Genomic DNA, 22,026 nt, shown 5'->3' with positions numbered 1-22,026 from the left:
GCACATATACATATCATGGAAATATTTACACTCGGCGAAGGCTCATACTCGGTAGATTCAACAAAGAAATTCATTCCCTTTAATCCTGAAACCGACGACCGTAAGAGCCGCCCCGGTTCGCTTTTCATCCATGTAAATCCCTTCCTGATAAAAACGGCTGATGACCTGATACTGTTTGATAGCGGCCTGGGTTATAAAGATACCCGCGACGAGCTGTACCTGCACCAGCACATACGCAATGCCGGTTTTGAGCCGGAGGATGTTACACTGGTACTGATGTCGCACCTGCATTATGATCACTCGGGCGGTTTGGTGGTTGAGCGTGGCGGCAGCCTGCAACCCAGCTTTCTGCAGGCCGAGCATGTGGTACAGCGCGGCGAATGGGAATTCGCTCTATCAGGCAAATCATCATCATACCATATCGAAATATTTGAAGCCCTGCAAAATAGCGTTAAGCTTACCCTTACCGAGGGCGACGGCACTTTTAAACCGGGCATAACCTACCAGCTATCGGGCGGGCATTGCCAGTACCACCAGGTATTTTTAATTGAGGATGGTGGCCAAAAAGTATTTTTTGGTGGCGATGAATTACCGGAGCCTGAGCAGTTGCTGCGCCGTTTTATTGCCAAGTACGATTATGATGGCCGCAAGGCTATGGAGCTGCGCGAAGAATATGGCAAACAAGCTGCTGCCGATGGCTGGCGCTGCCTGTTCTATCACTCAAAGGGCACTACGGTTGGTACGGTAACATTTGATGGCGAGCACTTTGCCATCCAGTCGGCTTAACTTTCTTTCTCTACGTCGAAAATTTCTCTGATACGTTCAACATTCAGCGGTTTTGAAATAAAATCGTGCACGAGCGGGTATGAGCGCGCCTTGCTGATATCGTTACTGAAAACGGAAGAAGATATGATGTAGATCTTGGTCTTTTTTAAGGGATCGATACCCAAACGTTTGTATTCGTCCAAAAAGTCCCAGCCGTTCATGATCGGCATATTTATATCCAGCAGGATATAATCGGGTAAATTTTCGGGGTCTTTTTGTTGCAATTCTACAAGCTGATCAATAGCAAACTTACCGTTCAAACAGGCGATAATGTTTGTGTTTAACATCGCCTTTTTTATAAGTTTTATAGAAATGAAATTATTGATCTCATCGTCGTCAACTAACAGAACATTTATTGTTTTGCTAAGAATACTCATATTAGGGGTGTTATACGTATAGTCAAATAAAAAGTTTTTTATTCTAAAAAGTTGTAAAATATAGAAAATTTATTTCTAAATATCCTTCCGCACAAAAATCTTACAGCAAATTTACAGCTTTAATTTTCAACGTGAATTACACTTTTTATTGCATAGCTAAATCTATGTATAATATTATTATAATTTACAAAATCTCAGAATATTATACATGCAAGCAACTAAATTGTTGCATGCGTGTAGTTTATGCACACTAAACAAACGGCTTTTTTACAAAAAACGCATAAATAACAGGCACATTAAGTGCTGTTATTTATGCGTTAAATTCGCGGTTGCGTATTTTGCTATTATTCTATTACACTTTCTTCAAAAGCGTAATCTTCAATTGGCGGGCATGAACATATCAGCGTACGATCGCCATAAGTATCATTAACCCGACCTACTGATGGCCAGAATTTATAAGCAGCCACATAAGGCAGCGGGAATGCCGCTTTTTGGCGTGTATAGCTATGCTCCCACTCGTTGCTGGTAACTACGGCGGTAGTGTGCGGGGCATTTTTCAACGGGTTATCAATTTTGTCTGACAAGCCGGCCTCAATATCCTTTATCTCGTTACGGATGGCTATCATGGCATCGCAGAAACGGTCAAGCTCGTGCTTAGGCTCTGACTCTGTCGGCTCTATCATTACCGTACCCGCAACCGGGAACGATACGGTTGGCGCGTGGAAACCATAGTCCATTAAACGCTTGGCAATATCGGTAACCTCAATGCCTTGCGCTTTGAAAGAGCGGCAATCCAATATCATCTCGTGCGCGCAACGGCCTTTGCTACCTGTGTATAATACCGGGTAGTGTACCTTAAGTCTTGTTTTAATATAGTTGGCGTTCAATATAGCATATTTGGTAGCGTTGGTTAAACCGTCGCCGCCCATCATGGCTATGTAAGCGTGAGATATGATTAGGATAGATGCCGAACCCCAAGGCGCTGCCGAAACAGCCGGGATAGATTTACCCTTATCAATATCAACCACCGCATGGCCTGGCAGGTAAGGCACCAGGTGTTTAGCCACACCGATAGGACCCATGCCGGGGCCACCACCACCGTGAGGTATACAAAAGGTCTTGTGCAGGTTAAGGTGACAAACGTCGGCACCGATGTTGGCCGGACTTGTTAAACCTACCTGTGCATTCATGTTGGCGCCATCCATATAAACCTGGCCACCATTTTCATGTATAATGTTGCATACCTCGATAATGCTTTCCTCAAACACACCATGTGTTGATGGGTAAGTTACCATCAGGCACGAAAGTTCGTTTTTATATTGCTCGGCTTTAGCTTTAAGGTCGGCAACGTCAATGTTACCATTCTCATCACATTTTACTACGATGATCTTCATACCGGCCATAGCTGCCGATGCCGGGTTAGTACCGTGTGCTGATGACGGGATCAACGCGATGTTACGCTGGGTATCGCCCCTATCCAGATGGTAGGCACGTATAACCATTAAACCTGCATACTCACCCTGAGCGCCTGCGTTTGGCTGTAAGCTCATGGCAGCAAAGCCGGTTATTTCGCTTAACCATTTATCCAACTCATCAAATAACTGCATGTAGCCGCCGGTTTGGTCAACAGGTGCAAACGGGTGCATCTTGCTGAATTCGGCCCAGGTTACAGGCACCATCTCGGTAGTAGCATTAAGCTTCATGGTACATGAGCCCAGGGCGATCATTGAGTGGCACAATGAAAGATCCTTTGCTTCCAACGATTTGATGTAACGCAGCATCTCATGCTCTGAGTGGTGCGTGTTGAATACCGGGTGGGTGAGGTAAGCTGATGTACGCTGCAAATCCGTCGGAATGGTGGTTTGCAGGTTGCCTTTCAGCTCATCAATATTTACATCGTTCAGGTTTTTGCCTTTTACCTTGGCAAAAAAGCGAACTATAGTTTTTACATCTTCAACCGAAGTAGTTTCATCCAGCGTGATGGTAACTACCGAACCATTATAGTTCAGGTTCATCTCGTTGTTCAAAGCCTCGCCATGCAGCGGGCCAACCAGGTCGCCAAGGTCAAACTGCAAGGTATCAAAGTAAGCCTTGTTCAGTTGTTTGTAACCCAATTCCTCTAACGAGTTTGAAAGCAGTACGCTTAAACCATGTATGCGCTCAGCTATCAGTTTCAACCCTTGCGGACCGTGGTACGCGGCATACATACCGGCCATAATAGCTAATAAAGCCTGCGCGGTACAAATGTTTGAAGTAGCCTTATCTCTGCGGATGTGCTGCTCGCGGGTTTGCAGCGCCATACGCAGTGCGTAGTTGTTGGCGCTATCAATAGTTACACCTATTATACGACCCGGCATTGAGCGTTTGTACTCCTCTTTAGTAGCGAAGAAAGCCGCGTGCGGGCCACCAAAACCCATTGGTATACCAAAACGCTGGCTGCTGCCCACTACAATATCGGCACCCCACTCACCCGGAGGCGTTAACAGTACAAGGCTCATCAAATCGGCAACTACGGTTAGCTTGATGCCTTTCTCATGTGCTTTGGCAGCAAAATCGCTGTAATTATATACCTCACCGTTTTTAGCGGGATATTGTACAATGGCGCCAAACATATCCTCGGTCAATTCAACCGACTCGTGGCTGCCCATTACCAGCTCGATACCATAAGGCTGCGAGCGGGTTTTTAATATATCAATGGTTTGAGCGAAAAGCTCCTCAGATACAAAGAATTTATTGGCCTTTTGATTTTTACGCAGGCTGTATTGCATAAACATAGCCTCGGCAGCGGCGGTACCCTCGTCAAGTAATGATGCGTTGGCTATTTCCATACCGGTAAGGTCGATCACCATGGTTTGGAAATTCAGCAATGCCTGTAAACGGCCCTGAGCTATCTCAGCCTGGTAAGGGGTGTATTGCGTGTACCATCCCGGATTTTCGAGAATGTTACGCTGAATTACGCCCGGTACAATAACATCATAATAACCCTGGCCTATATAGCTTTTAAAAACCTTGTTTTTTGACGCGGTTTGTTTAAGCGTGTTCAGGTAATCAAACTCGCTTTTTGCGGCCGGCAAATTCAACGGGTTCTTAAGGCGTATTTGCGCCGGAACGGTTTGTTCAATAAGCTCGTCTAATGAATTTACGCCTACGGTTTTTAACATTTCGGCGGTGTCGGCATCGTTGGGTGCGATGTGGCGCGACTGGAATTTTTCCTGGTAATCAGTGTTCAATTGCATGAAATATGGCCCTGTTAATATAATGCCGCAAAGGTACGATTATTACACCGATTATCAATTACCTAACCTGTTATTGACATTGCATTTACATGCCCCATATTTAAATATCAGCACATTATTTTTTCAATGTTGATAAAACGTTAAACCGCGCTGACTTTCAACTGCTCCAAATATTGCTGTATGGTGCTTTCCAACCCGAAATACAAGGCATCGCATACCAAAGCATGGCCAATGCTCACCTCTAATAATCCGGGAATATTGGCGGCAAAGTATTTCAGGTTTTGCAGATCAAGATCATGGCCCGCGTTTATGCCCAACCCTACCTCGTTAGCTACCTTTGCGGCGGCAATATATGGGGCTAGAGCCAGCTCACGCCCAAAAGCAAATTGGGTGGCGTAACCTTCGGTGTAAAGCTCTATTCTATCGGTACCGGTTGTGACGGCGGCTTCTACCATTTGCGGCACGGGGTCAACAAATATGGATACCCGTATGCCTGCCTCCTGAAACATGGCGATGGTATCTTTCAGATAATCCTGGTTGGCAATGGTATCCCAGCCATGGTTCGAGGTGATCTGCCCCAGTTCATCAGGCACCAGGGTAACCTGGGCGGGTTTGGTTTCGAGCACCAGGTCAACAAACTTCTGCTCGCGGCTGTTGCCTTCAATATTAAATTCGGTAGTAACTATGTTTTTGATAGCGCGCACATCATCATAACGAATATGGCGTTCATCAGGCCGTGGGTGTACGGTGATGCCCTCCGCGCCGAAACGTTCACAATCCATAGCCACCTTTAACACATCGGGGTTATTACCACCGCGCGAGTTACGTATTGTTGCTATTTTATTGATGTTTACTGATAAGCGTACCATAAATTACTACCTGTTTAAATTGAACGGCAAATATCATTAATTACCGTTTAAACAATAAAATGTATTTTTAGATTGATTTTTGTTCGACTTTACATTTCGACCGCACCTGCACAGATACAATAACTCGTCATTAAATTGCACCTTTTTTAACCTTTAGGTTAAAAATTGCTTACAATGCACTAAATCGGCGATAATAATAACATTCTCAAAACTTTCTCAATAATTTCTCGTAATAGTTGTAATTTACACACAATTATCGCACTATTCATTTTGTAATGAGGATACTGCGGCACTACCCTTGCTGAGCTAATTAGTTAACTCTATAATAAACTATTGACGAAATGCCCATCTCTAAACTCTCTATCATTATCCCGGCTTATAACGAAGGCCGAACGATACACTTTATTTTAAATAAGGTGAAAGCAGTAAAACTGCGAAACAACATCGCTAAAGAAGTAATTATTGTGAACGACCGCTCTACAGACAATACCGAGCAGGCGATCAACGATTACATCCTGGCCAATCCTGATCTGAATATTATGTATTACGCGCACGAGGTTAACAAAGGCAAGGGCGCTGCTTTACATACCGGCATCAGCAAGGCTACCGGCGAATACCTGATCATTCAGGATGCCGATTTGGAGTATGATCCTGAAGAATTTAACGACCTGCTAAAACCCGTAGTTGATGGCTTTGCCGATGTGGTTTATGGTTCAAGGTTTATGGGTGGTAACGCGCACCGTATATTATTCTTTTGGCATACGCTGGGTAATAAATTTCTTACCACGCTATCAAACATGTTTACCAACCTTAACCTTACGGATATGGAAACATGCTACAAACTGTTTGATACCCAAATGATACAAAGCCTTACCCTGCGCGAAAAACGCTTTGGTTTTGAGCCCGAAATAACCGCCAAAATATCCCGCATACCTAAAATTCGTTTTTACGAGGTAGGCATATCATACTACGGTCGTACTTATGAGGAAGGCAAAAAAATAGGCTGGAAAGATGGTTTCCGCGCTATCTATTGCATTCTTAAATACGGCATGTTGGGTGTAAAATAATATCAGGAAATGGTCAGCTCGCCACGCAGGTCGGTTTCAAGCCACTCTTTTACCTGCAACGGATCGTTAGACTGACCCAGCAGATACATAATTTTGGTTACGGCAGCCTCAAAGGTCATGTCGTAACCATTAGTTACACCAATATCTTTTAGTTGCTTGCTGGTTTCGTACCGGCCAAGCTCAACCGTACCTACCTTACATTGCGATATATCCAGTATCACCTTACCACTGTCGATAGCGTTTTTAAGCAGATCAATAAACCAATCGTCGGTAGTGGTATTGCCCGAGCCGTAGGTTTCCATCACTATACCGCGCACATCTGATGTCAGGATACTCTCAACTACTTTAGGGCTTATGCCCGGGTAAAGCTTAAGCACGGCAACATCATTAGCGGCCATATTGTGTACAATGATAGGCTCCTCGCCCTGCGATTGGCGTATATCATTTATGCTGAAACGCAAGTGTACGCCCGACTCGGCCAGTATAGGGTAGTTAGGCGAACGGAACGCCTCGAACTTTGATGAATTATATTTGAAGGCACGGTTACCACGAAAAAGCTTATAATCAAAGTAGATACAAACTTCGGGCACTCGGGCGCGGTCATTCTTTTTGGCTTTGGCTATCTCAATAGCCGTCATCAGGTTTTCCTTGGCATCGGTACGTACCGCGCTTATGGGTAGCTGCGAACCGGTGAATATTACAGGCTTATCCAGATTTTCGAGCATAAAGCTCAATGCCGATGCGCTGAACGCCATCGTATCCGACCCATGCAATACCACAAAACCATCAACCGAATCGTAATTCTTTTTAATCAGTCGGGCCAGCTCGTTCCATATTTCCGGATTCATGTTCGATGAATCGATAACGGTATCAAACGAGTGTACCTTTATTTTACAGTTCAGGCGCTCCAGCTCGGGCACGTTATCCATTATCTGTTCAAAGTTAATGGGCACAAGCGCCTTGGTTACCGGGTCGCTCATCATACCTATTGTCCCCCCGGTATAGATGATCAGTATCTGGTTCATTAATATCTATCTTGTTAGTTTAAATTATTACACCCCAAAAATCTTTTTTGAGTTTAGGGTAGTTACCTCAGCCACCGTTCCTACATCTGTATTATATATATCGGCAAGCTTTTGCGCAACGTATATCAGGTACGAACTTTCGTTAGGTTTACCACGGTACGGAGTGGGCGTAAGATACGGAGAATCCGTTTCTAAAACTATATGGTTTAAGTCAATTTGCTCAACCACCTTGTCAAGTCCGCTATTCTTGTAAGTTACCACGCCACCAATACCCAGGTAAAAACCCAGATCGATCACCTTTTGGCCGTATTCGGCAGTGCCGGTAAAGCAGTGGAATATACCACGCAGCTTATCGTCGGCCTCACTGGCCAGCACTTCGTACACCTCATCAAAGGCATCCCGGCAGTGAATAACAATAGGCAGGTCGAGTTGTTTGGCCCAGTTTATCTGTGCCTTAAAGGCAGCGATCTGCCCGTCTAAATAGGTTTTATCCCAATACAGATCAATCCCTATTTCGCCAATGGCATATATTTTATGTTCAGGCCGATGAAAGGCCTTTATTTTTTCCAGATGATCTTCCCAACCCGGCTTTACATCGCAAGGGTGCAGGCCCAGCATCGGGAAACACATCTCCGGGTAAGCATCGGTAAGTTCGTAAACCTTCGGCACCGAATCAGCATCAACATTGGGTAAAAACAGGCGCTTTACATCGTTTTGTATGCAACGCTCTATCAGTAACCGGCGTTTCTCCGGGTCGCTTTCATAGTACAGATGGGTATGTGTATCAGTTAATACCATGCGGCAAAAATATAAAAGCCTGCTGATTAATCGGGCAAGGCCGGTATTTTATATCGCACGAATTACCATCATTCAACATTATCTGCTTGCTTACTAAATAACGTTCAAACCAAATTCCCGAAACATGCGCATTTTTTCGTCGAGCGGATCTACATCGGTAACTAAAAAATCAATCGCATCCATATCGCAAACAAAAAATGCTTCGGCGGTATCTGTTTTGCTGGCTGTAGCCAGTGCCACTACTTTCTGGGCGTATTTTACAATGCTTCTTTTGAGTTCAGCATCTTCATATTCTTTTGCCGTGATGCCTATTTTATGGTGAATACTGTAAACCGACATAAAGCACAGATCGGCACGGATACTTTCATACATCCTTATTGTTTCTGTGCCGGCTGTATCAAACCCCATTTTTCTTAATCGCCCACCGGCAAATAAAATATCAATATTTGGATGGCTCTCTAACACGTTTACTATCGGAAAACTGTTGGTTACAACAGTCAATCGTATTTCGGTAGGTATGTTATTGGCTAACGCCAATGTCGAGGTTCCTCCGTCAAGTATAATGGTCTGATCATTTTGAAGCAGCTTAACCGCTTTCAATGCTATGATCTTCTTTTCTTCCGAATCGAAATTCAGCCGATCACGAAAAGGCTTGGGGATAGGCGAATGGGCTATCGCGCCGCCTCGTATCGCTTTAAGCAATCCTTTGTCATGTAGCTCCTTGATATCTCTCCGGATGGTATCAATAGAAACGTCAAACTTCTCGCCTAACGAACGCATATCTACCTTACCGGAATTTTCAACTTCGGTAATAAGCTTTAATAATCTCTGCTCCTTACTTAATAACTGCATGATGTTGCAATATTAATGAAAATTTAATAAATAAATATTGCATAATATTGCAATTTATAAATACATTTGCAGCATAAATATTGCATTATACAGCATTTTAAACAAAAACATTGCATAAACATGGAACATATACAGCAACCAATGGCAGTTATATTTGATATGGACGGGGTTATTATTGATAGCAACCCGGTAATTATCAAAGCCTGGAAAAACTTTTTTGATAGCCAAAATATAACCCTGACAGACGAACAGTTCAATCATTACATATTCGGCAGAACGGCATCTGATACCTTGAGGATGGTTTATGGCAAGCCCTTAGAAGCCGATGTACTGGCTGAATACTGCACATTCTTAAACAGCGAAGTTGGGTTATTTTATGAAACGGAGAGCAAATTAGTTCCGGGGATAACTGAGTTTGTTAAGGCACTCGCAGCGCACAATATTCCGGTTGCGATAGCCACTTCGGCGCCACGTAAAAATGTCGACCTGGTTTTGAAGCTTGCCGGTATCAGCGACCTGTTCAAGGTTATAACAGATGCCTCGCAAGTTCAATTTTCAAAGCCTCACCCCGAAGTTTACCTAAAAACCGCTGAGCGTTTAATGATCGATCCGTCGCGATGCGTAGTTTTTGAAGATTCCTTTTCAGGAATTGCCGCTGCAAAGGCCGCTGGAATGATGGTGATAGGCCTATCAACCACGCACACGGCAAACGAATTGAGCCCTGAAACAGAGGAGGTGATATCTGATTTTAGTGATATAGACGCGCAGCATATTATCAACTTGTTTAATGATCAATATGATGCTATCGGTAAATAAGGAAACTAACGAGCAATCTTAATAAAACAAAAAAAGTCCGGCAACGATGCCGGACTTAGTATACTGAGGCCAATAAACTCTATTTAGTTTTCTTGGTTGTAGTCGCCTTTTTAGCGGTGGTCTTTTTACGTACCGGAGCTTTTTTAGCGGGAGTTGCCTTTTTAACCGGCGCGGCTACTGCTTTTTTGCCTGGCTTAACCTTTACCAGCTCCACATCAAACACCAAGGTGCTGTATGGCATAATAACCGGCGGCGAACCACGCTCGCCATAACCTAATGCTGATGGAATGATCAACGTAGCTTTTGAGCCTTCGCCCAGCAATGCCAAACCTTCTTCCCAGCCTTTTATTACACGGCCTTCGCTTTGTACAACCTCAATAGGCTCGTAAGTGCGGCCCGGCTGTTGCAGGTTGGCTTTCTTGGCTTCGGCTTCAATACTCGAGTCGAATACCTTGCCATCCAGCGTGCGGCCTACGTAATTTACCAACATGGTATCGCCAGCCTTTGGCTTTAATTTAGCCGATGGTGCTGTGATAATATATTTTAAGCCAGATGGTGTTGTAGTAACCGTTAGCTTATTATCGGTAATGTATTTAGCAGCGGCGGCAGTTTCGGCTTCTTTAAGCTTGGCCATTTCGGCTTCCTTTTCGGCCATGGCCTCAGCCATTGATTGTACCTTTTCTATTTTTAAACGGGTGATGATGTTGGTACCTTTTTTCAGGAACGGAGGCATAGCATCCTCATGGCCTTTAAAAATAGAATCGACCGGAAGCTTTACCAGCGCGCTATCCTTAGCGCCAAGCAGGGTAAATACATCCATCAAATCCATCATGCTTTGTGAGGCACGTACCTGTGTTTGCACCGGGCGACCGGCTTTGTAGGTACTGAACAATACCGAATCCTTATCAGTCAGCTGCTCTACCTGGAAGGTAATGATGTCGCCCTCTTTAATATTAGGGCCGCTGTTTTTAGTTACGATGGTACACTCGGCACCCTTGGCCGTGCGTTGCACCTGCGCCGAAGCCTGGAATGACAGGGCCGCGATCGCGATAGCTAAACATATTTTTTTCATAAGTAATAAAAAGGCCTTTCTGATGGTGGTCAGAAAGGCCGGTATTTTTTAAATGTACAATTATTTTTTCGCCGGAGCCGGTGCCGGAGCTACTGGCGCCGCGCCTGCTTTTGGTTTTACCACGTCAACCACTTCAATCTCGAACGCTAATGGTGAGAATGGAGGGATAACGTTTGGTGAGCCTTGTTCGCCGTAAGCCAGGCTTGATGGGATAACGAAAGTACCTTTAGCGCCTTTGTTTAATAACACCAAAGCATCAGCCCAACCTTTGATGATACCTGCTGAACCAACCGGAACACGGATAGGCTCATATTTACGCATCGGGTTAGCGATCTTTTCTTTCTCTGCTACTTCCTTAACGCTGGTATCAAACACCTTGCCTGACAGTAAACGACCTGTGTAGTTAACAACAGCTGTATCGCCTTCAATAATTTGCGGGCCGCTGCCTTGTTTAGTAATTACATAGTTAAGGCCTGATGCTGTTTTTGATACTTTAAGGTTATTATCAGCAATGTATTTAGCCATTAAAACAGGCTCGCGTTTTTTCAGTTCTTCGCCTTGTTTTTTGAAGTACTCAGATATACGGCCCTGAAAAACCTGATCGCTCAGTTTACCTTTAGCGATAACTTTCTCAACCTTCATTTCATACACCAGGTATTTACCTTTAAGTTGCGGCGGGCGCTGACCTTTAGGGAATACCGAGTCGATATTCATTTTGATAGTGGCGCTATCACCTTCGCTCAATAATTGCAAAGCCGCGTAGATATCGCCTTTTGCCTGTGGTTTTTGCATCAGCACAGGTGCCGAGTTACCGGCATCATAAGTTGATGACAATACCGAGTCGGCATCGTTCTTGGTAATTACGTTAACTGCTAAAAAGTCGCCCTCTTTAATAGTAGCGCCTTCTTTATCAGTGTGTATATTGTAAAGCAAGCCACCTGGTGCTTGTTTAAATCCACCGTTACAGCTTGCCATAGCTAACGCTGCAAGCGCAAAAAACATGAAGCCTTTTTTCATTTCTATTGTATTAATAACTTTTTGTAATTGGGTAATATATCTTTTAGTTCTTGTATTACTTCGTTAAGCGGTTTGTCCGACCGTCCTCCGGCCGCGTTGCGGTGCCCGCCGCCGCTAAAATACTTTTTACATATCTCATTCGCCGGAAACTCGCCTTTTGAACGTAGCGAAAGCTTAACCTCGCCGGTGCGCTCAACAATAAACGCTGCAAGTTTAATATTGGCAATTGAAAGTGCAAAATTTACTATGCCTTCAGTATCGCCGGTTTGTACATCATACTGTTCAAGCTCGGCTTTTGTTATTGATACGATGGCGGTGTTAAATTCGTTCAGCACTTCGAGCTTATTGCTTAAACAATGCCCCAAAAAGCGCAAACGATTTTCGGTCGAGCTGTTATAAACCAGCTCGTGTATGCGCCAGTTAACCGCGCCCGCGTTGATCAGCTCGGCGGCTATCATGTGCACCTCGGCCGTTGTTTTTGGCAGGCGGAATGATGCCGAATCCGTCATGATACCGGTATATAAACAGGTAGCCACATCCTTATTGATCAATGCCTTGTTATTAAGCGCATCGGCAATAAAGGTGTACACCAGCTGCGCGGTAGCACAGGCGTTGATATCCCAGTAACGAAAATCGTCAAAATCCTCCGGCTCCAGGTGGTGGTCTATCATCAGCTTTACAGCCTGGCTGGCACGTACGCTGTCCGTCATGGCGTTAATGCGCGATAGGGCATTAAAATCCAGGCAAAATATCATCTCGGCCTCAGCGATCAACGTATTGGCAACAGCTACATTTTCTGTGTAGATGATCACCTCCTCGTTTCCGGGCATCCAGCTTAAAAAATCGGGATAGTCTGACGGTACAACAACCCTGGCATGGTGGCCTTGCTGTATCAAATAATTATACAAGCCTAACGACGAGCCCATCGCATCGCCATCGGGCTTATGATGCGTGGTAATTACTATTCTTCGTGGCTGCTCTAACAGCCGGGCAACCGAGGCTATGTCTAACATCAAACTTTTTTAAAGGATTGCAAAGCTAAGATAAATTTCCAACGCATTGATATTTAGGTGTAACATTTTTAATTATAAGCCCATAAAACCGCGTTTACACGTCCATTGCTTAAAGTGCTGCTACTTTTGCCTTTATACCAAAAAGTTTTAAAAATGATGCGGTAAAAGTCTATTTTTGCGGCAACTATAAACACTCAGAATGGAAACTAACAAAACATTTACCATGATTAAGCCTGATGCTGTTGCAAACGGGCATATTGGTGCAATATTAGACAAGATAACTAAAAGCGGTTTTAAAATTGTAGCGCTTAAATACACCGCGCTTAGCGCTGCCAAGGCAGGCGAATTTTATGCCGTACACAAAGAGCGTCCGTTTTATGGTGCTTTGGTTGATTTCATGTCATCAGGCCCTATCGTTGCCGCTATACTTGAAAAAGACAACGCGGTTGAAGATTTCCGTAAACTGATTGGTGCTACCGACCCTACTAAAGCCGAAGCAGGTACTATCCGCCAATTATTCGCCCAATCAATTGAGGCTAACGCGGTTCACGGTTCTGACTCTGACGAAAACGCGCAAATTGAAGGTAGCTTCTTCTTTTCAGCTTTCGAGAAATTCTAAGTTAAGTTAAACACCATAAAAATACCCCCTCTCTGCTATGCAAAGAGGGGGTATTTTTTTTATGAGGTTTTAATATTATTACTTGTCATTTCGAGCGATAGCGAGAAATCTGTACGCGTTGATAATACGGCGACAGATTTCTCCTCGTACCTCGTTCGAAATGACATTATAATCTTAGAGATTAACTACCCCGCCACTACGTCCTTCTCGCCTATCTGCTGGCGCCACATGGCGTAGTAAAGTCCCTTTTGCAGCAGCAGGTCAAGGTGTTTGCCCGATTCTACAATGTTACCTTTTTCCAGTACGTATATCCTATCGGCATGCATAATGGTTGAAAGGCGGTGGGCTATCAGTATAGTAATATGATCGTGCTTAACAGATACATCACGTATGGTTTCGGTAATCTCCTCCTCGGTCAATGAATCCAATGCCGATGTAGCCTCGTCAAATACCAAGATATCCGGGTTACGCAACAGGGCACGGGCTATCGACAAACGTTGCTTTTCACCTCCCGAAACCTTTACGCCACCCTCGCCTATCACGGTATCTAAACCTTTATCTGCACGGGCTAATAAACCCTGGCAGGCGGCACGATGCAGTACATTCATACACTCGGCATCCGTAGCGCCCGGGCGAACGAATTGCAAATTCTCGCGGATAGTACCTGAGAATAATTGGGCTTCCTGAGTTACAAAACCGATACGTTCACGCAATTGGTCAAGGTCAATATCTTTACTTAACGTACCATTATACAAAATTCCACCTTCAAGTGGCTGGTACAACCCAACGAGTAGTTTTACCAATGTACTTTTACCAGAGCCTGATGGACCTACAAAAGCTATGGTTTCGCCGGCATTTACTTCAAAATTTATATTACTTAAAGCATTCCGATTAGCGGTTAAGTGCTTAAATGATACACCATCAAACGCCAAATTACCAACCTTTTCTAACAATACAGGCTTTTCGGGCTTAACCTCAACCGGAGTTGACAATATGCGCTGAAAATTAGCAAGTGACACTTGGGCCTCACGCCATGACTGTATAGTATTACCTAATTCTTGAAGTGGATTGAATAAGAAAAATGAATAAAATAAGAACTTAAAGTAATTACCCGGCGTAAGGTCACCCTTGAATATCAGCATTAATAATACTACCACCATAGCGCTACGTACAAGATTAACCGTAGTACCCTGTAAAAAACTCATACTCCTCACAAATTTTATCTTCTTTAATTCGAGGTCGAGTATTTTATAGGTGGTTTTGTTTAGGCGTTCAATCTCCTGATTGGCCAGGCCAAGACTTTTAACTAATTCAATATTCCGGAGCGACTCGGTAGTAGAGCCGGCTAATGAAGTGGTTTCAAAAACTATTTTCTTTTGAATGTTTTTAATGCGCTTACTAAGCGCCATGCTTACCAAAGTAATAATTGGTATAGCTGCAAAATACACAAGAGTTACCTTATAGCTTACTGTAAGCGAATATATAACAACGAATATCATGCCCACCAAGCTCACAAACAGCACTCCGATGAACGAGGTTATGAATTTTTCGCAATCAGTGCGTACCTTTTGTAATATGCCTAAAGTTTCGCCGCTACGTTGATCTTCAAATACCTGAAAAGGCATTTGCAACGAATGTCTTAAACCATCCGAGTACATTTGTGCGCCTACCTTTTGCACAATAATATTGGTAAAGTAGTCCTGAAAGTTTTTCGCTATACGTGATACCATTGCAGCACCAATAGCAAGTCCGACTAAACCCAGTGAACCATAAAAACGATACTCAAAAGTATAAGCCTTGTCCGTACGCGGTAACATATACTTATCAACTATGTTTCCGGTTATTAAAGGATCGAGCAAAGAGAAGCCAATATTAATAGCTGCAAGCACTAACGCAAGCACCACTACCCATTTATGTTTGGTTAAATAAGATAAAAGCAGTTTCATACAGGCCGCAAAAATAAAAAAAGGGAATGGCGTAAAACGCTCACTCCCTTTAATTTGACATTAGGTTGGTTATTAAACCGTCATTATATCTTTTTCTTTTGCTTCTGATAGGACATCGCATTTAGCTATGTAACTGTCGGTCAGCTTCTGGATTTCGGCTTCGCCGGTTTTGATCTCGTCTTCTGATACACCTTCAGATTTTAGCTTTTTGATCTTCTCGTTAGCATCCTTACGAATGTTACGCACAGCAACCTTACCGCTTTCAACCTCGCCTTTGGCTTTCTTCACCAAATCACGACGACGCTCCTCAGTAAGTGGAGGTATATTGATACGGATGATAACACCATCATTAGTTGGGTTTACACCCAGGTTAGCTTCCTTAATAGCTTTCTCGATAGCGTTAAGTAATGATTTTTCCCAAGGTTGTACCACAATAGTACGCGCATCAGGCGTATTAACGTTACCTACCTGGCTAAGCGGTGTTGGTGTACCGTAGTAGTCAACGGTAATATCATCAAGCATGGCCGGGTTAGCTTTACCCGCGCGTATCTTTAAAAGTTCGCTATCAGTATGGTCAACGGCTTTTTCCATTAAAGCCTTTGCTTCGGTGATCTGTTTTTTAATGAGTTCGCTCATTGGTATAAATTTTCAACAAAAATAGTAAAAACATCTGTTCTGTGTAATGCCATTTAACACAGGTTAAAATTTACCTGCATCAGCCCAACAAAACGTTTGTTACTTTACAATAGTACCTACGTGCTCGCCTTGGGCAAGTTTCATAAAGTTGCCTTCCTTATTCATATCAAACACCACAATTGGCAACTTGTTCTCTTTACAAAGAGTAATAGCGGTCATGTCCATTACGTTAAGGCCTTTGTCATACACTTCCTGAAAGCTGATCTCGTCATAACGGGTAGCGGTTGGATCTTTCTCCGGGTCGGCAGTGTAAATACCATCCACGCGGGTACCTTTCATTACCACATCAGCCTTTATCTCGATGGCACGTAATGACGCGGCCGTATCCGTAGTAAAATATGGGTTACCGGTACCGGCACCAAATATTACAATCTTACCGGTCTGCAAATGCGTCATGGCACGGCGGCGGATGTAAGGCTCGCAGATCTGCTCCATTTTAATAGCCGATTGCAGCCGGGTATCAATACCAATATCCTCCAGCGCGCTTTGCATGGCCATACAGTTAATTACGGTGGCCAGCATACCCATGTAATCGGCCTGGGCACGTTCCATACCTGATTTTTCGGCGCTCAATCCTCTAAAGATGTTGCCGCCGCCAATAACTATCGCAATCTCAATACCGGCATCAAATACGGTTTTAATATCCTGCGCATATTGCTGCACGCGGTTATTATCAATACCATACTGTCTTTCGCCCATTAGCGATTCTCCGCTGAGTTTTAATAAGATCCTTTTGTATTTCATCAGATATGTGTTATAGTGTTGTCAGTTAGTTTCGAGTTATTGGTTTGCGTTGTACACGATTTCGCCCCGCAATATGGTTTTCGCGACCGCAAAACTATCATTAAATATTATCAAATCAGCTAAGTAACCGGCTTCAATTTTACCATTTTTTGTGAGTGATGCCAACTGCGCCGGGTAAAGTGAGGCCATATTTATGGCTTCGGGTAAGCTAATGCCCACATTTTTCACACCATTTTCAACGCACTTCAACATAGTTAATGCCGAGCCTGATAAGGTGCCATTGGGCATAACATACCTATCGCCCTTTAACTGGTGCTGGTAGGCGCCCTCGCTGGCTATGGTAACCGCATCGGTAATAAAAAAAAGCTTATCGCCAAGCTCACGTTTTGCCAGGGCTATCATCGGGAAGCTCACATGTATACCATCGGCCACAATGCTGGTATAAGGCCTTTGCTCAAAAATAGCAGGAACAATTCCCGGCTCACGATGGTGCATTTGAGGCATAGCATTAAACAGGTGCGTTGCCGCCGCTACCGGGTTGTTCAAAAATTGTGAAGCCTGATGGTAAGTAGCATCAGTATGCCCTGCGGAGATGATGATATTTTGCGATGCGAGGTAATCAACAACTTCGGCATCCTGCAATTCGGGTGCTATGGTCATCATTTTAATGATGCCTTCGCCACGTTCAACCCAGCTTTTAAGTTCGGCCAGGGTTGCTTTCTTGATATATTCTTCGGGATGGGCGCCTTTACGCTTCGGGTTAAGGTAAGGCCCCTCAAGGTGTAAACCTAAAAAGTTGCCTTTGGCCTGCGGCATATATGCCTTGCAAGCATCGATGCCTTGCAGCACCACCTCATCGCTGTTAGTGGCGATGGTAGGAAAAAAGCCTGTAGTGCCTTGTTTAAGCAATACATCTTCCATTTCGGCCAGTGCTTCAACTGATGGCATGCCGCCAAACAATTGGGTACCGGCACCGTAAATTTGCAGGTCGATAAGTCCCGGAGCTACGTATGCCCCGTTAAGGTCAATGCTTTTTACACCGGCGGGGAGTTGGCCGGCATCGGTCACGGCCTTAATAACATCACCCTCAATTAAAATAGCTTTTCCCGAAACAATGGTTCCGTTAGTTATTAATTGCAGGTTGTGTAATGCTGTGACCATTAAACATTAAGTTGCCGAAACAAGTTCGGCATAAGGTAGTTAAAAAATGTGATCGCAAAAAAAATCCCCCTCGTTAAAACGAGGGGGATAATAAAATTAAGCTCCTAAAGCAACTCGCTTAAAGGCGGTTACGGTAAGGCCTTTCTCAACAGTTGCCAGGAACTGTGAAATATTTTTTGATGGGTCTTTAACAAACTCCTGGTTCAACAGGGTTGAATCTTTGTAGAATTTGTTTAGTTTACCAGCGGCAATTTTCTCAACCATTTCTTCTGGTTTACCTTCGGCACGAATTTGCTCTTTAGCGATAGCTAATTCACGCTCGATAGTAGTTGAATCAACACCATCTTTATCGATAGCAACAGGGTTCATGGCGGCAATTTGCATTGCAACGTCTTTACCTGCTTCTTCAGCACCTTCAGCGTTAGCACTCAAAGCAACCAATACACCTAAACGGAAGTTACCGTGGATGTAACCAATTACTTTCTCACCTTCAACAATCTCGTATTTAGATACGCCTATCTTCTCACCAATTTTACCGGTTTTGTCGGTAATGGCTTCGCCGATAGAGATACGTGAAGTTTCAGTATCAATTTCAAGTTGGTATAACTCATCAATTGAAGCCGGAGTTTTTTCAACAGCGGCGTTAGCGATAGCGTTAGCAAAAGCGATGAACTCAGCATTTTTAGCCACGAAATCAGTTTCGCAGTTAAGCTCAATTACAACACCTTTTTTGCCATCGGCAGATGCACGGGCGATAACAACACCTTCGTTTGACTCGCGGTCCTGACGGCTTGCTGCTACTTTAGCACCTTTTTTTCTTAAATAGTCAATTGCTGCTTCAAAATCACCATTGGTTTCAGTTAAAGCTTTTTTGCAATCCATCATACCGGCACCGGTTTGCTGGCGCAGTCTGTTTACGTCGGCGGCAGATATTTGTACTGTAGACATATTTTTTTAAGTTTTTTGTTTGCTTAGTGAGTAACACGTGATGAACAATAAGCCGCAGCCTATTGTTCATCACTGTTTGTTAACTCAATATTATTCTTCAGTTGAAGCTTCGGCAGATGGAGCTTCGGTTTCAGTTTCAGCCTCAGCTGTTACTTTACGTGCTCTTTTGCCACCTTCGGCAGCAGCCTCAGGGCTATCAGCTTTTGCTTTAGCAACAGCTGCTTCTTTTTCAGCTTCGTCTTCTTTTTCGCGTTTGCGCTCGTCTAAACCTTCTTCAATAGCTTTGATGATGATTGAAGTGATCAAAGAGATCGATTTTGTAGCATCATCATTCGCCGGGATCGGGAAGTCGATGTTTGAAGGATCAGAGTTAGTATCAACCATCGCGAAGGTCGGGATGTTCAGTTTCAACGCTTCAGAAACAGCGATGTGCTCTTTCTTAACGTCGATCAGGAACAAAGCAGCCGGCAAACGGTTAAGGTCAGCAATACCACCTAATAAAGTTTCAAGTTTGATACGCTCACGTTGGATCATCAAACGCTCTTTTTTAGAAAGGATGCTGTAAGTACCGTCTTTGGTCAATTTGTCGATGTTCGACATTTTTTTGATCGACTTACGTACAGTTGCGAAGTTAGTTAACATACCACCTAACCAACGCTCGGTTACGAAAGGCATGTTTACAGTTTTAGCTTGTTCAGCAACGATGTCTTTAGCTTGTTTCTTGGTAGCAACAAACAAAACTTTACGTCCTGATTTTACTATTTGTTTGATGGCAGCAGCTGCTTCTTCAACTTTTGCCAAAGTTTTATTTAAATCGATAATGTGGATACCGTTGCGCTCCATGAAAATGTACTGAGCCATTTTCGGATCCCATTTACGGGTAAGGTGACCAAAGTGTACACCTGCATCCAGTAAATCCTGATATGTTGTTCTTGCCATTGTTGAGTCCTCCTTAAAATATTAACGTTTACTGAATTGAAATCTTCTTCTCGCTTTACGACGACCTGGTTTTTTACGTTCAACCATACGGTCATCACGTGTCATTAAACCTTTAGCGCGTAATGCTGGTTTCTTTTCAGCGTCAAGCTCAACAATAGCTTTAGCGATAGCTAAACGAACGGCCTCGGCCTGTCCTTTAACACCACCACCTGCTACGTTTACCTTAACATCGTACTGGCCTGCTACACCCGCAACCTCTGATGATTGGTTAACGATGTATTGTAACGGCAATGTTGGGAAGTACTCTTTGTAATCTTTACCGTTAACGGTAATGTTGCCGTTGCCTTCGCTTAAATAAATGCGGGCAACTGCGGTTTTTCTTCTGCCTGAAGTGTTAGTTGTTGGCATTTCTTTTCTCCTTTAGAAATTAAAAAGTTAAATGGTTTTAGGGTTTTGAGCGGCGTGCGGATGTTCGGCACCGGCATAAACATGCAGATTACCAAATAAGGCCTTGCCCAAACGATTCTTAGGTAACATACCACGAACGGCTTTTTCAATTACGCGCTCAGGATGCTTTGCCATTAACTCCTTAGGAGAAATGAAACGCTGACCACCTGGGTAACCAGTGTATGAAACATATTGCTTATCGGCAAACTTGTTTCCGGTCAGTTTTACCTTGTCTGCATTAATAACAATAACGTTATCACCGCAGTCTACGTTTGGGGTAAAGCTTGGCTTGTTTTTTCCTCTGATGATCATAGCGATCTTAGAAGACAAGCGCCCCAAAATCTCGCCTTCCGCGTCAACAACAACCCACTCCTTGTTAACGGTTTTTTTGTTGGCTGAGACAGTTTTGTAACTTAACGTATTCACTTGCTTAAAATTAAATTAATTAAACGTTTATTATACCCGTAAAATTCGGGACTGCAAAGATACGTTTTATTCCAACTCTGTCAAATGCTTTTTAACTATTTTGTTTCAGGCTGTTAGCTAAGCGTTGCAAATATAGTTTCAAGGAGCTTTAATATTGATTAGTAATAGATTAAGTGGGTGTTATATTATAGTATCCGATCCCCCTTCCATATTATTATAATAATAGATAATAAGAGAATCAACGAGCGCAGGCCTGGCAGAAAACCGGGCCAGGGAGTATGGCCTTGTGGGCGGAAGGTTTTTTCTGCCTTGACTTTTGGTTACTTTGTGTCTAAGACAAAGTAACTGGGCTCTGCGCCCAAGAGCAGACTAACGATGATAAAAGCACAAAACTTTGAACTAAGCACGCTATTGTAAAAGCACTTTCACTGCTCATGAGCACAAAGATGTACTTTATTGATCGTTAGTGATTGTCACTTTCTTTTTTGCAGAAAAAAGAAAGTAACCAAAGAAAAACTGCCGGCTACGCCCTGCCCGGTGAAAGGGTGTGCTTTGGCAAGAGTTGTACTGCTCCGGGCATTTCTGATGCCGGTAACAACGGTTATTAACAGTTCGTGCTTTCAAATTATATAAATACCCCTTAATCCGTCACGTCTTTGCGAGGCACGAAGCAATCCCCGAGCGGCTGATCTTGAAGATTGTCCTAAAGAGATTGCTTCGTACCTCAATGACGAAAGAGGTATTCCTCACCCCCTCTCCCTTGGAGAGGATTTAGGTAGGGTTTCTCCATAGTTAACCTTTATAGGCCATAGAATTTAGCTATTTGTTGTGAGGTGTTTGGTGTGGCTTTTCTGCCAAAACGTTGTTTTAAGCTGTGTTTAAGTGTTTTTCCCGCTGGGGAATTGTCTGTGGATTTCCCCAATATCCTTGCCCGTTCCCGTGGGTTGGGGAAAATGTTTCCCCGTGATTAAAGTTTCAGTTAATATTTCTTTGTTTTTCAATATGCTGATTATCAGTGCATTGTGTTTTTGATGGTGCCTTATGGGGTGATCTGCAGCCTTTGGATAACTTTTTGCCTAATGCTTAACAACTATTGAAACGAAAAAGTTTACACAAAGGAAAAATAATCGGGC

21 protein-coding genes are annotated in these 22,026 nt (G+C 43.6%); 4 read left to right on the top strand and 17 right to left on the bottom strand.

Features of this window, described 5'->3' with window-relative positions:
• The first annotated feature begins 15 nt into the window (after positions 1-15).
• Entirely contained in the window at positions 16-786 is a 771-nt protein-coding gene (locus tag IM792_RS05465) for an MBL fold metallo-hydrolase (protein WP_194100835.1), read from the top strand.
• Here the strand turns inward: IM792_RS05465 and IM792_RS05460 are convergent.
• From IM792_RS05460 to IM792_RS05450, 3 genes are all read right to left on the bottom strand, one after another.
• Positions 783-1,202 carry a response regulator gene (locus IM792_RS05460; protein WP_194100834.1) on the bottom strand — a complete coding sequence of 140 codons (420 nt, stop codon included), beginning with the start codon at positions 1,200-1,202 and terminating at the stop codon, positions 783-785. The genes IM792_RS05465 and IM792_RS05460 overlap by 4 nt on opposite strands.
• A gap of 344 nt (positions 1,203-1,546) precedes the next feature.
• Positions 1,547-4,438, bottom strand: coding sequence for an aminomethyl-transferring glycine dehydrogenase (gene gcvP, locus IM792_RS05455; RefSeq protein ID WP_194100833.1), 2,892 nt, complete (start codon positions 4,436-4,438; stop codon positions 1,547-1,549).
• Between the two features lie 140 nt (positions 4,439-4,578).
• On the bottom strand, positions 4,579-5,307 hold the full coding sequence (locus IM792_RS05450; protein ID WP_194100832.1) for a pyridoxine 5'-phosphate synthase: 729 nt from the start codon (positions 5,305-5,307) through the stop codon (positions 4,579-4,581).
• Positions 5,308-5,648: 341 nt separating this feature from the next.
• On the opposite strand from IM792_RS05450, the gene IM792_RS05445 reads away from it, so the two are divergent.
• Positions 5,649-6,374, top strand: coding sequence for a glycosyltransferase family 2 protein (locus IM792_RS05445; protein ID WP_194100831.1), 726 nt, complete (start codon positions 5,649-5,651; stop codon positions 6,372-6,374).
• A 2-nt stretch (positions 6,375-6,376) separates the two neighbouring features.
• Here IM792_RS05445 and IM792_RS05440 read toward each other — a convergent pair whose 3' ends face one another.
• The 3 genes from IM792_RS05440 to IM792_RS05430 all read right to left on the bottom strand — a co-directional run bounded on the left by IM792_RS05440 (position 6,377) and on the right by IM792_RS05430 (position 9,049).
• Entirely contained in the window at positions 6,377-7,399 is a 1,023-nt protein-coding gene (locus IM792_RS05440) for an asparaginase (protein ID WP_194100830.1), read from the bottom strand.
• Positions 7,400-7,426: 27 nt separating this feature from the next.
• Positions 7,427-8,197, bottom strand: a complete 771-nt coding sequence (locus IM792_RS05435; protein ID WP_194100829.1) for a TatD family hydrolase — start codon at positions 8,195-8,197, stop codon at positions 7,427-7,429.
• Between the two features lie 93 nt (positions 8,198-8,290).
• Positions 8,291-9,049 (bottom strand): DeoR/GlpR family DNA-binding transcription regulator, encoded by a 759-nt coding sequence (locus IM792_RS05430; protein ID WP_194100828.1) that lies wholly within the window; start codon positions 9,047-9,049, stop codon positions 8,291-8,293.
• A 141-nt stretch (positions 9,050-9,190) separates the two neighbouring features.
• Here IM792_RS05430 and IM792_RS05425 point away from each other — a divergent pair, with 141 nt between their 5' ends.
• On the top strand, positions 9,191-9,865 hold the full coding sequence (locus tag IM792_RS05425) for an HAD family phosphatase (RefSeq protein ID WP_194100827.1): 675 nt from the start codon (positions 9,191-9,193) through the stop codon (positions 9,863-9,865).
• 79 nt (positions 9,866-9,944) lie between these two features.
• On the opposite strand, the gene IM792_RS05420 is transcribed toward IM792_RS05425, so the two are convergent.
• From IM792_RS05420 to IM792_RS05410, 3 genes are read right to left on the bottom strand one after another with little or no spacing between them, the layout of a single operon-like run.
• Positions 9,945-10,937, bottom strand: coding sequence for an FKBP-type peptidyl-prolyl cis-trans isomerase (locus IM792_RS05420; protein WP_194100826.1), 993 nt, complete (start codon positions 10,935-10,937; stop codon positions 9,945-9,947).
• Positions 10,938-10,997: 60 nt separating this feature from the next.
• A complete protein-coding gene (locus tag IM792_RS05415) occupies positions 10,998-11,954 on the bottom strand; it encodes an FKBP-type peptidyl-prolyl cis-trans isomerase (protein ID WP_194100825.1) in 957 nt (318 codons plus the stop codon).
• 2 nt (positions 11,955-11,956) lie between these two features.
• Positions 11,957-12,967 (bottom strand): DHH family phosphoesterase, encoded by a 1,011-nt coding sequence (locus tag IM792_RS05410; protein WP_194100824.1) that lies wholly within the window; start codon positions 12,965-12,967, stop codon positions 11,957-11,959.
• Between the two features lie 199 nt (positions 12,968-13,166).
• Here IM792_RS05410 and IM792_RS05405 point away from each other — a divergent pair, with 199 nt between their 5' ends.
• Positions 13,167-13,586, top strand: a complete 420-nt coding sequence (locus IM792_RS05405) for a nucleoside-diphosphate kinase (protein WP_194100823.1) — start codon at positions 13,167-13,169, stop codon at positions 13,584-13,586.
• A 185-nt stretch (positions 13,587-13,771) separates the two neighbouring features.
• Here the strand turns inward: IM792_RS05405 and IM792_RS05400 are convergent, their stop codons facing one another.
• From IM792_RS05400 to rplM, 8 genes are all read right to left on the bottom strand, one after another.
• Positions 13,772-15,532 carry an ABC transporter ATP-binding protein gene (locus IM792_RS05400; protein WP_194100822.1) on the bottom strand — a complete coding sequence of 587 codons (1,761 nt, stop codon included), beginning with the start codon at positions 15,530-15,532 and terminating at the stop codon, positions 13,772-13,774.
• A gap of 72 nt (positions 15,533-15,604) precedes the next feature.
• Positions 15,605-16,168 (bottom strand): ribosome recycling factor, encoded by a 564-nt coding sequence (gene frr / locus IM792_RS05395; protein WP_194100821.1) that lies wholly within the window; start codon positions 16,166-16,168, stop codon positions 15,605-15,607.
• 99 nt (positions 16,169-16,267) lie between these two features.
• Positions 16,268-16,972 (bottom strand): UMP kinase, encoded by a 705-nt coding sequence (gene pyrH / locus IM792_RS05390; RefSeq protein WP_194100820.1) that lies wholly within the window; start codon positions 16,970-16,972, stop codon positions 16,268-16,270.
• Positions 16,973-17,008: 36 nt separating this feature from the next.
• A complete protein-coding gene (gene nagA / locus IM792_RS05385) occupies positions 17,009-18,133 on the bottom strand; it encodes an N-acetylglucosamine-6-phosphate deacetylase (protein WP_194100819.1) in 1,125 nt (374 codons plus the stop codon).
• A gap of 96 nt (positions 18,134-18,229) precedes the next feature.
• Positions 18,230-19,081: a translation elongation factor Ts gene (tsf, locus tag IM792_RS05380; RefSeq protein WP_194100818.1), complete on the bottom strand. Its 852-nt coding sequence runs from the start codon at positions 19,079-19,081 to the stop codon at positions 18,230-18,232.
• Positions 19,082-19,171: 90 nt separating this feature from the next.
• On the bottom strand, positions 19,172-20,020 hold the full coding sequence (gene rpsB, locus IM792_RS05375) for a 30S ribosomal protein S2 (protein WP_194100817.1): 849 nt from the start codon (positions 20,018-20,020) through the stop codon (positions 19,172-19,174).
• Positions 20,021-20,041: 21 nt separating this feature from the next.
• Positions 20,042-20,428 carry a 30S ribosomal protein S9 gene (gene rpsI / locus IM792_RS05370; RefSeq protein ID WP_194100816.1) on the bottom strand — a complete coding sequence of 129 codons (387 nt, stop codon included), beginning with the start codon at positions 20,426-20,428 and terminating at the stop codon, positions 20,042-20,044.
• Between the two features lie 27 nt (positions 20,429-20,455).
• Positions 20,456-20,893: a 50S ribosomal protein L13 gene (gene rplM, locus IM792_RS05365; protein ID WP_194100815.1), complete on the bottom strand. Its 438-nt coding sequence runs from the start codon at positions 20,891-20,893 to the stop codon at positions 20,456-20,458.
• Positions 20,894-22,026: the final 1,133 nt, after the last annotated feature.

Source organism: Mucilaginibacter sp. JRF (assembly GCF_015223065.1).
Classification (GTDB): Bacteria; Bacteroidota; Bacteroidia; order Sphingobacteriales; family Sphingobacteriaceae; genus Mucilaginibacter.
This window is presented reverse-complemented; position numbering and strand designations above follow the sequence as displayed.